Here is a 12,497-nt window from a genome sequence, read left to right as displayed (position 1 = left end):
CCTCGAGGTCACGCAGCCACCGCGACGGGCGTCGCATGGTGTCGTCGGTCATCGGCCTCGCCGGGCTCGGGGCCGGTGCCGTCGGTCGCGCATCTGCCGACGGCGACTCGGCTACCATACCGGCTGGTCGGTACGGTAGCGGCCGGGTGCTGCCTCTGGCAAGCGGCCGAGACGGGAGGTGTGGCATGGCGTCGGGTCCAGCGGCGCGCGGCGGTCGTCAGGCCCCCCGCCTCGGAACCGACCCGAGCCCGACGGTGCCCTCCGGTCCGGCGTCCGGGTCGGTCGTGGATCGTCTCGTCGCCGCCGCGACCCGCCTGTTCGCCAACCAGGGCTACGAGCGCACGACGGTCCAGGAGGTCGTGGTCGCCGCGGGCGTGACCAAGGGCGCGATGTACCACTACTTCACGTCGAAGGACGACCTGCTCCACGAGATCTACCACCGCATCCTGACGATGCAGCTGGAGCGCCTCCGCGCCTTCGCCGACGACGAAGGCCCGATCGACGCACGGCTGCGGGAGGCGGCGGTCGATGTCATCGCGACGACCGTGGACAACTTCGACGATCTCACCGTCGTCGCGCGCTGCATGCACCTGCTGGCTCCCCCGCAGCAACGTGCCGTGCGCTCGGAGCGCCGCCGCTACCACGAGACCTTCCGCCACATGGTCGCCGAGGGACAGCGCGCCGGGATGTTCGCCTCCGAGGTCGACGCCGACCTCGTGGTGGACTTCTTCTTCGGGGCGGTCCACCACCTGCCGATGTGGTTTCGCCCCGACGGTCGGCTGTCAGGCCAGGCGCTGGGCGAGGCCTACGCCGACCTACTGCTCAGGGCCCTCGCCCCGCTCGACCGCACCGTCAGGTAGGCCGTTCTTGACCTCTGAGGTACAGGACCGCCTACCCCGATGCCGGACGCGTGAGGTCGAAGGCGCGCACGCCCCGCCCCGGCACGCGAGCGCGGAACTCGAGCCGGCGGTCCGCGCCTCCGGCTGGTGGACCGGTCCCCTCCCGACGCAGCAGCGCGACCTCCAGGGCCTCACGCTGCGGATCCGGCAGCTCGCCGAGAAGCTCGATCCCGCTCATCGGTGGACGCTGGCCGCGCGTCCTGCTGGCGTTGCTCGACGCAGATCACGTCGATCACGCGACGGCGCGGGCGTTCATCGAGACGGAGAGCGCCGCAGGCTGGGCGTCGTGCGCCAGCACGCAGAACGGGTTCGTCCGCGTGATCAGCCACCCGCGGTATCCCAGCCCCGTCTCACCGTCGGTCGCGATGGAGCGCCGCCCACGCGTGCGCCACAGAGCACCACGAGTTCTGGGCCTGCGACCTGAGCCTGCTCGACGACCAGGTGCTCGATCGCTCGCGGATCCACGGACCACGCCAGGTCACCGACTGCTACCTGCTGGCGCTCGCGACCTCGCGTCACGGCAGGTTCGTCACCTTCGACCGTGCGGTGCCGGCGAGCGCCGTCCGGGATGCCACCGAGGCCAACCTGCTGACGTTGTGACGCGAGGCGGGTCAGCGGCCTCGGGCGACCAGGAGCGCGCCTAGCCGGGAACGACCTCGCCCCGCGCCGTGGCCTGATCCACCAGCCACCCTGTGCGCTGCCTGGCCACGTACCAGAACGGGACCAGCGTGAACGCGTACGCGACGAGGTTGTAGATGAAGTGCAGGACCGTGTCGGTCAGGCCCAGCACGACGTCGCCGATGCCGGGACACGGGCAGCCGCCGTTGCGGAGCACGTTGCCGATGATGACCGCGTGCTCCACGACGTGCCAGCTCTCGAGCCCGACCGCCCCGACCGCGAACGCGACGAACGCCCACCGCGGGACGGTGCGCGGACGCAGATGCCGCAGCCAGCCCAGCAGCACGTACAGCGCCAGCAGGAAGGTGACGTTGAACACCAGGTGCAGCCACTCCTCGGTGCCCTGGAACTCGAACGCCACCCCGAGCAGGCCGAGCGCGTCGTCCTCCGGCACACCGAGCAGGTAGACCTGCACGAGCTGGATCACGTGCTCGACGACGTGGACCCCCTGAACCACGACGACCACGACGAACAGACCGAACACCCCTCTGCGCACCGGACCTTGCATGTCTCATGCCTCCCCTTGTCGTTCTCCCCTCGTGGACCGGCGGTGGGTGGCGCCGCACGCGGTGTGCGGCGCCACCCACATGCCGTCCCCCTACCCCCCGAAGAACGCCGCGATCAGCGCCTCGTCACAAGCCTCGTGGCTGTCCGCCCCGAGCTGGGTGAAGACGCGGATCACCTTGCCGCGGTTGTGGAACTCGCCGTCCGGATCGACGAAGAACGTGTCGATGTCGGACAGGACGTTCGGCATGCCGCCGGGCGCCTCGTCCGAGGTCCCCGGCGGAGACACCGCCGACGCCTCGTAGCCCATGCAGCTGGCGTTCCCGGGCTCCGGCGGCGCCGCGAGCGCAGCGCCTGCCGGGGCGAGCACCAGCACCGCCAGCGTCAGCATCCCCACCGTCGTGCGGCGCCCCGCCGTGCGGCGACGCGTCCTTCGTCCCTGCGTGGTCATCTCGATCCCCTCTGTCGATGTCGTGACGGCGGCCGCAGGGACGTCCGCTTCGGAGCGCCTCGTTCCCCGCCCGCCTGTGTACGACACCATCGTGGAGCACCGGCCTTACCGATGGCTTCGCGGATCCTTACGGAGTCCTAAGAACTCGTAGGGTCACCGGACGTCACCGGACGCGCCTCCCCGATCGCGGGCACGACGACAGCGAACCGCGAGCCGACGCCTGGCTCGCTCGCTGCGTCGATGCGCCCGCCGAGGCTCTCGACGATGCGCTTGGCGAGTGTCAGCCCCAAGCCAGCCCCGTCGGACGAGCGTGCCGGGTCGGCGCGCCAGAACGGCTCGAACACCTGGCCGAGGGAGCCCTCCTCGATCCCCTCCCCGGTGTCCTCGACCACGAGCTGCAGGCCAACGTCGCTGGTGTCGGCGTACACCCGCACGGCGCCGTCGGTGGGCGTGTGGCGGATGGCGTTGGTGAGCAGGTTCTGCAGCACCCGCGCCAGGTAGGGCGAGCACAGCAGCTCGTCGTGCCCGTTGAGCTGCTCGGTGAGGTTGATCGCCTTGTCCGCCACGTGGGGCTCGCACGCAGCGACGGCGTCGCGGACGACGTCGCGGAGCAGGACCCGCTCGGTCTCGCGCTCGATGACCCCGGCGTCGAGCTGAGCGAGTTCGAAGAGATCGTCGACGAGCGCGACCAGCGACTCCACCGAGGTACGCATGTGCGTGATGTAGCGCCGCAGGCTGGGCGGATCGTCGACCACGCCGTCGGCGATGGCGTCGACCATCGCCCGCAGGCTCGACAACGGCGTGCGCAGGTCGTGCGATGCGGCCGTGATCAGGTCCCGCCGGCGTGCCTCCAGCTCGCGCTCGCGTGCCAGCGATGCCTGCAACCGCCCCGCCATGTCGTCGAGCGTGCGCGCCAGCGTCGCCAGCTCGGCATCCGCGTCGAGCGGGCCGACGCGAGCATCGAGGTCACCCGCCCCGAGCCGCGCTGCCGTGCCCCCCAGCCGCTCGATCGCGACCGCCGAGGTCCTCGCGACGGCGAGGGCCGCAGCCACGCCGGCGCCCGCCGCGTACGCGAGCAGCGCCCCGACCACGCTCGCATCGTGGTCGTTGACGAACGTGAACCGCGTCAGCACGACCAGGTTGGTCAGCGCGACGACGGTGCCCAGCAGGCCGATCGCGACCAAGCGGTGCCGTGTGGGGGACCGCGCGAGCAACGGCCCGGCGAAGGCTGCGGACGCAACGGTGACGACGGCGGCGGGGACCAGGAACAGCGCGATGTGTGCCACGTCGCGGGGCGGCATCCCCATCGCCGCGGCCACGGCGATGGTCCCCGCCGCGCCCACCGCGGTCACGACCACGACCAGCGTCAGCGGTCGCCACCTCACGGATCGAACCGGTAGCCGACACCCCACAGCGTGACCAGGTGGGACGGGTTGGACGGGTCTTGCTCGATCTTCTCCCGGAGGCGTCGGACGTGGACGGTCACCGTGGAGGAGTCGCCGTCCCAGGCGAAGTCCCACACGTGCTCGAGGATCTGCAGGCGCGTGAAGGCGCGCCCGGGGTTGGATGCGAGCAGGTGCAGCAGGTCGAACTCCTTGCGCGACAGCCGCAGCGGCTCGCCGCCGCGCCGGACCTCGCGGCGCGTCCCATCGATCTCGAGGTCACCGAACACCAGCCGATCCGGATCGCCGTTGGGTGAGGCCGTTCCGACCCGCCGGAGCACGGCTCGCACCCGCGCCACCACCTCGGCAGGCGAGAACGGCTTGACCACGTAGTCGTCGGCGCCGAGCTCGAGGCCGACGATGCGGTCGACCTCCGCACCCTTCGCGGTCAGCATGATCACCGCGGGAGCGTCCGGGGTCCGCAGGCGTCGGAACACCTCCAGCCCGTCGATCTGCGGCAGCATCAGGTCGAGCAGGATCAGGTCGGGGCGTTCGCGCTGCACCGCCTCGAGCGCAGACTCGCCGTCCGCGACGGCCTCGACGGCGAAACCCTCCTTGGTGAGGTAGCGGGCCAGCACCTCACGGACGATGGGCTCATCGTCGACCACCAGGACCCGGTTCCCCGCCACGGCGACATTCAACACCACGAACCTGACGAGATCCTTACGGATCGAGGTCACATCGCGGTAGGCGATCCTTGACACCTGAGAGGTACAGCGCCTACCCAGCCGGCATGGGGCGGTGGACGGGCGGGGCGCAGGTGACGAGGCAGGCACGCACCCAGACGTCGGTGGCGGACGGGTCCGCGCTGAGGTCCGCGACGAACCAGCCCTCCTGGAGGTCGGCCTCGGCGTTGAAGTCGACGTCCCCGACCCGGGTCCCAGCTTCCGCCAAGGCGAGGTCAACGTGCGGATCGGGTAGCGCGAACTCGCCGAGGGCGATCTCGTCGAGCCGCGTGAACACCCCGGTGTCCGGCGCCCCGCCCGCGGCGAACACCACCGCTCCGGTGAGCTCGCTTCCGGGGAGCAGCTCACGGGGGACCGCGATCAGGACCTCGTCGCCCGTGGTCCCGTACCCGCCGCGGAGTGAGGCGATCCGCTCGCAGGACGGGTCGCAGCGGTGCAGGCTGAACGCCGCCTCGGTGGTCGGCTCGTCGGGGAGCCGCGTCGCGCGGACCTCGTAGCGGGCACCGGCGGCCTCGAGCTCCAGCCCGTACACCACGGCTGGCGCGCCCGCGACGCCGGGTGGGTAGCAGCCAGGGCAGAGCACGAACCCGCCGAAGGTGGGGTAGCCCCACTCCTCGGGTGAGCGGATGCCGGGCAGGTCGGCGACATCGATGCGTACGAGCACGTCCTCCTCCTCGGGGCGGAGCAGGACGGACGCCCCCGTCAGCTCCGCCCCGGCCGCCCGCGCCGGGATGCCGGCGTCGTCATCGCGATCGGTAGCGGCGACCGCAACCTCGCCCGCGAAGCGCGCCCAGCCCTCGACGTGAGCCGACCCGTCAGCCCGCCCCGCGGTCACGCCACCGACGCCGAGCGCCGGCCCGCGCTCGCGGAGGAACAGATCACCCTGCTCGTTGGCATCGTCGGGCACGAGATCACCGGCGCCGCTGTAGAAGGCGACCAGGCGCCCATCGGCGGTGACCGAGGGGTACGAGGAGCTACCCGACGCCGTCCCCGCGGCGCCACGCGAGACCGGCTCTGTTGGTCTACCGCCCTCCGGGCTACTTGAGACCAGCTCGGTCGTCCGCAGCAGCCGGTCGTGGACGTAAACGTCGAACGCACCGTTGGCGTCGTCCGCCACGAGGTTGGTCGACTCGTTCGCGAACGCCACGAACCGGCCATCGGGTGAGATGGCGGGTCGCGCGTAGGGCAGGTTGGCCAAGGTGCCGCCGTCACCTTCCTCGCCCTGGCTCGAGACCGACACCCGCTGCGTCGTCCCGAGCTCGAGGTCGTGGACGAACACGTCGAGGCTGGCGTTCTGGTCCTGTGGCACCAGGTTGGTGCCCCAGCTACGGAAGACGACGTACCGGCCATCCGCGCTGATGTCGGCGAACTGCGACCAGGAGTTGGAACCGGTGCCGTCGCTCGCGACCGAGACCCGACGCGTCGTCCCCTCGTGCCGGTCGTGCACGAAGATGTCGCGGCCCAGGCGAACGTCGACCGTGCCGTTGGTGTCGTCGGCCACGAGGTTGGTCGCGGCGCTCTCGAACGCCACGAACCTGCCGTCGGCGCTGATGGCCGGCGTGATCGACGCACCGTTGCCTTGAACACCCTCGTTCGAGACGGAGACGAGCTCGGTGGTGCCGGCCACGCGGTCCCGCACGAACACGTCGCTGGTCGTCCCGTTGCCGTCGTCGTTCACCAGCGTCGTGGCCGAGCTGGCGAAGGCCACGTAGCGGCCGTCGGGCGTCATGGCCGGGTAGTCGGATCCCCAGTCGCCGGGCGTGCCGTCCGTCGCGACCGAGATCAGCTCCGTGTCGCCCGAGTCGCGGTCGTGCACGAACACGTCGAAGGTGTCGTTGACGTCGCCCGGCACGATCTCGTCGCTCCAACTCGCGTACGCCACGACCCGGCCGTCCGGGGTCAGGTCGAGCTCCGCGAACGCGCCTGCGGGCTGCCCGTCCGGGGTCGCCGAGACCAGCTCGACCACACCTCTCTCCCGGTCCAGCACGAACACGTCGAACAGGTCGTTGTCGTCGCCGGGCCACAGATCCGAGGCGCGGCTGGTGAAGGCCACCAACCGACCGTCCGCACTGAGCGCAGCGGCCTCTGCGGCCGGCGGCCGATCCGGCTCGAGACCCGAGGGCACGAGACGGTGCGTCCGCCCCGGGGCGGGGTAGGCGCCGGCAGGCAGCGCGACGGCAACGACGAGGAGCACGACCATGACGGTCCGCAGGTACCAGCGCATGGACCTGGCTTCGCCACGGGGACCGCAGGTTCCTGCCGGCTGCGGCGTGCTCGCTACACCGGCCATGATCCCTCTCCTGGGATCGGCGGGATCGGGATGGAGGCACCGCTGCTGCGCGTCCGGCTCCTGGGGGAGCTGGACCTACGCGTGGACGGCGACGCCCCGCTGCTCCTGGGTTCACCCCGCGCCGAGTCGCTGCTCGCGTACCTGCTGCTGCACCGCGACGCCCCGACCCCGCGTCAGCACCTCGCGTTCCTGCTGTGGACGGACTCCACCGAAGAGCAGGCGCGCACGAGACCGCGCTGCTGGTGGAACAGGAGACCGGCCAGCGCCCCGACCCCGATCGTGCCGCACGGCTGCAGGCCGAGACCGAGGGGAACTACGAACGACGCATCAAGGCCAGCGCGTCGCGGCTGCTCGGCCCGGAGGCGGAGGCAACTTCGGTATCGCCACCACCTTCGAGTATCAGCTCCACCCCGTCGGTCCTCTGGTCCTGGCAGGACCCATCGTGTGGCCGATCGAGGACGTGCCGGAGGTGCTGTCGTTCCTGGACGGGTTCGCACCCGACGCCCCGGACGAGCTCGGCCTCACCATCTCGATGATGCCGGCCCCGCCGATGCCGTTCCTGCCGATGGAGCGCTTCAACGAGCCGGTGATCCTCGCGCTGCCGGTGTGGGCGGGCGACCTCGCCGCGGGCGAGGAGGCGGTCGCCCCGCTGAAGGCGGTCGGGTCACCCATCGCGGCGGTCGTGCGGCCCGCCCCCTACGTCGCGGTGCAGTCGATGCTCGACGGCGGGGCGCCTCACGGCCGCGGCTACTACGGGAAGGCCCACCGTTTCGGCGCGCTGGGATCCGATGTCATCGACACGATGGTGGGCGTCATCGCCGACCGACCCCCGACGTTCTGGCAGATCAACGGATGGGCCGTTGGGGTGCGGTCAGCCGGGTCCCGATGGAGACCACCGCCGTCGGGCACCGCGACCCCGGCTTCGAGCTGAGCGTCACGACCGCGTGGCCGCGCAGCGATCCGAACGGTGAGACCTACAAGGACTGGGTCCGTGACGGCTGGAAGCGGCTCGAACCCTTCAGCTCCGGGGTCTACGCCAACTTCATCTCCGACGAGGCAGTGCTGGGGTCGCCGCCGCGTACGGCGGTCGGTTGGAACGTCTGACCGCCCTGAAGGATCGCTTCGATCCGACGAACTTTCTGCGCATGAACGCCAACATCCCGCCGAGCAACGGAGGCACGCCGTGAACGCGACGACACCGGTCCTCGTCCTCGGCGCGACCGGCAACGTCGGCCGCCACGTCGTCGAGCAGCTGCAGCGACGGGGCGCATCCCTGCGCCTTCGTCCGCGATCGCTGAGCGGGGCCCTGCGGTGCTCGGCGACGGTGTCGAGCTCGCCGTCGGTGACCTCGCCGACCGCACCTCCATCGACCGTGCGCTCGATGGTGTCGATCGCGTGTTCCTGGCCTGCGGCAACGTGCCCGGTCAGGTCGAGAGTCGAACGCGATCGACGCCATGAGCGACGCCGACACTTCCCTCGTGGTCAAGTTGTCGGGCGCGGCCGCCGCCCCGGACTCCCCGCTGCTCTTCCCGCGGTGGCAGGGGGAGATCGAGCAGCACCTGGGCGCCTCCGGTCTGCGCACGGTGGTGCTCAAGCCCATGGACTACATGACCAACGTGCTGACGTTCGCCGACGTGATCCGCCAGACCGGCAAGCTGTTCGCCCCGCTCGCGGGCGTAACCGATCGAGTTCGTCGACGTCCCCGACGACGCTGCCAAGAGCGCCATGCTCGAGCAGGGGCTGCCGGAGTTCCTGGCCGACTTCCTCATCGCGCTGTTCGGGGCGATGAGGAACGGCCTGTCCGACCAGGTGACCGACTCGGTGCGACTGCTGACCGGACGGGAGCCAACGACGTTCGGGGCGTTCGCCGACGAGCACGCCGCCGCCTTCCGCTCCTGACCCACCCGTGGCGGCCGGTCAGCGGTACATGCGGCGCAGCGCGGTGGCCATGATGTGGTTGGCGACCCGCGCGGGGAGCAGGCGCTGCAGCAGCACGCGCTGCGCGGCGACGCGCGCCCCGCCGGGAACCACGACGGTCCGCCGTCCGAGAGCGTCGAGCGCTGTTGACGCCGCGACCCGAGGCGGGATCGGGGCCGGCCCGCCCCTCGGCCGCGAGGACCGGAAGCCGGGCGTGTCGACCGGCCCCGGCATCAGGACGGTGACGTCGACGCCCGTGGGGCGCAGTTCCTCGGCGAGGGACTCACCGAAGCGCACGAGGAAGCTCTTCGTCGCGGCGTAGGTGGCGACCCACGGGGCGGCGGCGACGCTCGACAGCGAGGATGTCAGCACCACACCCCCGCGGCCGCGCTCGACCATCGCTGGTACCAGCCGCCGCACCAGTCGCAGCGCCGCCTCGCAGTTGACCCGCACCTGAGCGACGAGATCGTCCTCGCTGGTCTCGAGGACCGCGCCGCCCTGCGACCGGGCAGCGTTGACGACGAGCAGTCCGACGTCCTTGCCGGTGCACGCGTCGGTCAGCGTGTCCACCGTCGCGACGTCGCCGACGTCACCGCTCACCGCCACACACCCGCGCAGCCTCCGCTGCGTGGAGACCTGGCCTCACATGTGACCACAGGTCTCCACGGAGCGGGGGCAGGGGCGTCACGCCTCGCACGGGTCGAGCGCACGGCCGCGATCGTGGCGAACAACCGGGGGTGCGGGTCGCTGTGGGGTGGCCGACCCCGCCGACTGCGGCTGTTGAGCTGCCGACCCCAAGAGCACGCGATCGTCCTCCGACGCCGTCACCGGCTCGCGCATCGCGTCGTCGAGCAACCCCGTGGCGGTGGCGACGGCCGCGTCGGTGGTGCGGGCGAGCGCCCACACCGCCAGGCGCTCGACGATCGCGGGGGGCTCGCCGGGTCGCACGGCCAGCCGGTCGGCACGCTCAGGAGCCGCGGCTGCGGTCAGCAAATCGACGGCGCGTCGGACGTCGTCGCTGACGTGACCGTCGGCGCCCAGGCGGTGGACGAGCCGGTCCAGCAGTGCGAAGTCCGGCGTGTCGAGGGGGTGTGGCTTGCGGGACATCGAGATCCTCCTACGTGTCAGCCCCCATCGTGACGGTTGACGCGCGCGCCCACGAGTGGCAGGATAGACAACATGAGAAAGTTTCCTGCCACCGCCCTGGATGGCGATCGTGTCGGTCGCTTCGACCCTGATCTGGTCGCGGCCGGCCGCCGTCCGATCACCGACGAGCCGAGCGTGGCAGTGCTGTTCCTGCCTCACATGAACCCGTTCGAGTTCTCCATCGCCTGCGAGGTCTTCGGCATCCGCCGGGGGGAGGTCCTGGCGCCGATGCCCGAGCCCCGCTGGTACGAGCTGCGCGTGTGCGCCGCCGAGGCCGGAGCGACGGTGCCCACCGACTTCGGGTTCTCGCTGCGGATCGAGCGAGGGCTCGACGATCTCGTCACGGCGGACACCGTCATCGTGCCGATGGGGATCAAGACCCCCGAGGCGGAGTCCATGGAGTGCGGCTGGCGCGTGCCCGCGCTGCCGGACGACGCGGTCCTCGACGCGCTGCGTCAGGCCGCGAGCAACGGCGCGCGGATGGTGTCGTTCTGCTCGGGGGCGTTCCTTCTCGCCGAGGCCGGGCTGCTCGACGGGCGCCGCGCCACCACCCACTGGATGTACATCGACGCGTTCCGGACCCGCTACCCCCGGGTCGAGGTGGTACCCGACGTGCTGTACGTGGACGAGGGCGACGTGCTCACGTCCGCGGGCTCGGCAGCGGGACTGGACCTGGCCCTGCACATCGTGCGGACCGACTACGGGGCGGACGCGGCCGACCTGGTGGCGCGTCGCACGGTCGTCCCGCCGCATCGCGACGGCGGACAGGCGCAGTACACGATCGTGCCCCCCGTCCCGCCTGGCGGAACCCCGTTCGGGGAACTGCTGGATTGGATCGTCGAGCACCTCCACGAACCGCTCGAGGTCGCCGACATGGCGACCCGTGCGGCCATGAGCGAACGCACCTTCGCCCGGAGGTTCTCCGAGGCCACCGGGACCACCCCCCACCAGTGGCTCACCTCCCAGCGCGTCGCCCGGGCCCGTCAGCTGCTCGAGACCACCGACCTGACCGTCGACGCCGTCGCGGCACGCAGCGGGCTCGGCACCGCCGCCAACCTCCGCATGCGCCTGCGTGAGGCCGTCGGCGTCAGCCCCACCGCCTACCGGCGACGCTTCCGACGCGCCGCCTGAGCTGCCGCGACCCGAACCGCCGGCGACCGCCCCTCCGGCAGGATCCGGTGGCCGGAACCTCGGCCGAGCAACGTCACTCGATCGACATCCACCACTCGGTGAAGACGGCGCAGCGACCATCAGCGGCGAGCTCGATGAGCCAGAGGTTGCTGTAGTCAGGGCCGGTCGCGTAGGTGGTGCGGCCACGAACGACGGCGAGGTCACCGATCAGGCCGACGACCTCTGAGGTGAAGCTCCATGTGGCCGGGTCCTCTGGGCGGCTCAGCCAGCCCTCGACGATGCCATCGTGTCCGATCCACGGCTCGCGGAACGGGGCGGTGAAGTAGCGCGCGTCCTCGGTGAACAAGCCGCGGATGTCGTCAGGGTCGTTGGTCTCCCACGCCACCAGGTATCGCTCCAGCCAGGACTCCACATCCGCGTTCGTCATGGCGCATTCGTAGCGCGCTGTTCGCACGTTCCACAACTTCTCGGGCGAAGTGCTTGACGGACAAATAGATGTTCGGTACTTTTGTTCTATCGCGCTGGGAGACTGCGACCGGGATGGGAAGCGCCGACACGATGCGGGCCTACGGCCCCGCCTCCGACACCGCCACACCGGTGCCGGACCTCGACGCGCTCGATCGTCAGCTCGCAGCGCTGGCCACGACCGATCCGCTGCTGATCCACCCCGACGAGCTGCCCGAGGGGCTCAAGCGCATCCAACGCGCCACCAACGTCCTGGGGACCGTCCGGGCACGCTGGATCGCCGCGAGCGAGACCCGCAACTCCAGCGGGGCCGAGCGCCACAGCAAGTGGCTGAGCGGCCAGCTGGGGGTCGACGGTGACGTGGCCGCCAAGGACGCCGCCGTCGCCAAGACGGTCGAGGCTCACGAGCCGGTCGCCGAGGCGGCCGAGGCGGGCGAGATCTCCCCCGACCACGTCCGCGTCATCGGCCGCGCCGCGGGCACCGTCGAGGACGAGCAGGCCGACGCGCTGGTCGACGAGCTGGTCGCCTACGCGCGCGAGCACACCCCCGAGCAGACCGCCCGGCTCGCCCGCCGACGCGCGATGCAGCAGTCCAAGGACCGCGGGCAGAGCACCGCCCAGGACCAGCTCGCCCGCCGCCGGTTCCGGTTCGTCGAGCGCCGCGACGGGATGATCCACGGCGAAGGGCTGTTCACGCCCGAGGTCGCCAACCAGCTGCAGTCCGCCCTCGAGCCCCTCACCGGTCCCGACGGTGACGACGTGCCCGAGGATCAGCGCCGCAGCTACCCCCAACGCCTCCACGACGCCCTCGGCGAACTCGCCGACATCGCCATGGGCACCCCCGGCTTCCCCCACTCGCGCGGGCTACCCACCCAGGCGATGATCATC

At 71.4% G+C, this 12,497-nt stretch carries 16 protein-coding genes and 1 pseudogene; 8 read left to right on the top strand and 9 right to left on the bottom strand.

Translation table 11 applies throughout. The annotated features are described in order from the left end of the window. Positions 1–185 precede the first annotated feature (185 nt). Positions 186–860, top strand: a complete 675-nt coding sequence (locus KY469_21170) for a TetR/AcrR family transcriptional regulator (protein MBW3665614.1) — start codon at positions 186–188, stop codon at positions 858–860. A gap of 31 nt (positions 861–891) precedes the next feature. Here KY469_21170 and KY469_21165 read toward each other — a convergent pair whose 3' ends face one another. Continuing rightward, positions 892–1,077: a hypothetical protein gene (locus KY469_21165; protein MBW3665613.1), complete on the bottom strand. Its 186-nt coding sequence runs from the start codon at positions 1,075–1,077 to the stop codon at positions 892–894. On the opposite strand from KY469_21165, the pseudogene KY469_21160 reads away from it, so the two are divergent. Continuing rightward, a pseudogene (locus KY469_21160) lies at positions 1,076–1,499 on the top strand (VapC toxin family PIN domain ribonuclease). The gene KY469_21165 and the pseudogene KY469_21160 overlap by 2 nt on opposite strands. Positions 1,500–1,539: 40 nt before the next feature. On the opposite strand, the gene KY469_21155 reads toward KY469_21160, so the two are convergent. From KY469_21155 to KY469_21135, 5 genes are all read right to left on the bottom strand, one after another. Next, entirely contained in the window at positions 1,540–2,085 is a 546-nt protein-coding gene (locus tag KY469_21155) for a hypothetical protein (protein MBW3665612.1), read from the bottom strand. Positions 2,086–2,175: 90 nt separating this feature from the next. Then, positions 2,176–2,532, bottom strand: coding sequence for a hypothetical protein (locus KY469_21150; protein ID MBW3665611.1), 357 nt, complete (start codon positions 2,530–2,532; stop codon positions 2,176–2,178). Positions 2,533–2,669: 137 nt separating this feature from the next. Continuing rightward, positions 2,670–3,917 carry a HAMP domain-containing histidine kinase gene (locus KY469_21145; GenBank protein MBW3665610.1) on the bottom strand — a complete coding sequence of 416 codons (1,248 nt, stop codon included), beginning with the start codon at positions 3,915–3,917 and terminating at the stop codon, positions 2,670–2,672. Further along, the gene (locus KY469_21140; GenBank protein MBW3665609.1) at positions 3,914–4,603 is read right to left on the bottom strand and encodes a response regulator transcription factor; all 690 of its coding nucleotides are present in this window, start codon (positions 4,601–4,603) and stop codon (positions 3,914–3,916) included. The genes KY469_21145 and KY469_21140 overlap by 4 nt, the downstream gene beginning before the upstream one ends. 91 nt (positions 4,604–4,694) lie before the next feature. After that, the gene (locus KY469_21135) at positions 4,695–6,884 is read right to left on the bottom strand and encodes a hypothetical protein (protein ID MBW3665608.1); all 2,190 of its coding nucleotides are present in this window, start codon (positions 6,882–6,884) and stop codon (positions 4,695–4,697) included. Between the two features lie 508 nt (positions 6,885–7,392). Here KY469_21135 and KY469_21130 point away from each other — a divergent pair. From KY469_21130 to KY469_21115, 4 genes are all read left to right on the top strand, one after another. Continuing rightward, a complete protein-coding gene (locus KY469_21130; GenBank protein MBW3665607.1) occupies positions 7,393–7,881 on the top strand; it encodes a hypothetical protein in 489 nt (162 codons plus the stop codon). Between the two features lie 67 nt (positions 7,882–7,948). After that, positions 7,949–8,137: a BBE domain-containing protein gene (locus KY469_21125; protein MBW3665606.1), complete on the top strand. Its 189-nt coding sequence runs from the start codon at positions 7,949–7,951 to the stop codon at positions 8,135–8,137. Between the two features lie 124 nt (positions 8,138–8,261). Next, positions 8,262–8,408, top strand: a complete 147-nt coding sequence (locus KY469_21120) for a hypothetical protein (protein MBW3665605.1) — start codon at positions 8,262–8,264, stop codon at positions 8,406–8,408. Between the two features lie 267 nt (positions 8,409–8,675). Next, complete coding sequence (locus KY469_21115) at positions 8,676–8,849, top strand: hypothetical protein (protein ID MBW3665604.1); 174 nt, start codon at positions 8,676–8,678, stop codon at positions 8,847–8,849. A gap of 18 nt (positions 8,850–8,867) precedes the next feature. On the opposite strand, the gene KY469_21110 is transcribed toward KY469_21115, so the two are convergent. Together KY469_21110 and KY469_21105 are read right to left on the bottom strand one after the other, a co-directional pair. Further along, positions 8,868–9,467, bottom strand: coding sequence for an SDR family NAD(P)-dependent oxidoreductase (locus KY469_21110; GenBank protein ID MBW3665603.1), 600 nt, complete (start codon positions 9,465–9,467; stop codon positions 8,868–8,870). Positions 9,468–9,551: 84 nt separating this feature from the next. Beyond that, positions 9,552–9,974, bottom strand: coding sequence for a hypothetical protein (locus KY469_21105; GenBank protein MBW3665602.1), 423 nt, complete (start codon positions 9,972–9,974; stop codon positions 9,552–9,554). 72 nt (positions 9,975–10,046) lie between these two features. Here KY469_21105 and KY469_21100 point away from each other — a divergent pair, with 72 nt between their 5' ends. Continuing rightward, complete coding sequence (locus KY469_21100; GenBank protein ID MBW3665601.1) at positions 10,047–11,144, top strand: helix-turn-helix domain-containing protein; 1,098 nt, start codon at positions 10,047–10,049, stop codon at positions 11,142–11,144. Positions 11,145–11,217: 73 nt separating this feature from the next. Here KY469_21100 and KY469_21095 read toward each other — a convergent pair whose 3' ends face one another. Next, positions 11,218–11,571 carry a nuclear transport factor 2 family protein gene (locus KY469_21095; GenBank protein ID MBW3665600.1) on the bottom strand — a complete coding sequence of 118 codons (354 nt, stop codon included), beginning with the start codon at positions 11,569–11,571 and terminating at the stop codon, positions 11,218–11,220. 113 nt (positions 11,572–11,684) lie between these two features. Between KY469_21095 and KY469_21090 the strand changes: the two genes are divergently transcribed. After that, a partial coding sequence (locus KY469_21090; GenBank protein ID MBW3665599.1) for a 13E12 repeat family protein occupies positions 11,685–12,497 on the top strand: 813 nt, incomplete at its 3' end.

It is taken from the genome of Actinomycetota bacterium, assembly GCA_019347575.1.
Classification (GTDB): Bacteria; Actinomycetota; Nitriliruptoria; order Nitriliruptorales; family Nitriliruptoraceae; genus JAHWKY01.
The sequence above is the reverse complement of the archived record's forward strand: the minus strand, read 5'-3'. Positions and strand labels throughout refer to the sequence as shown.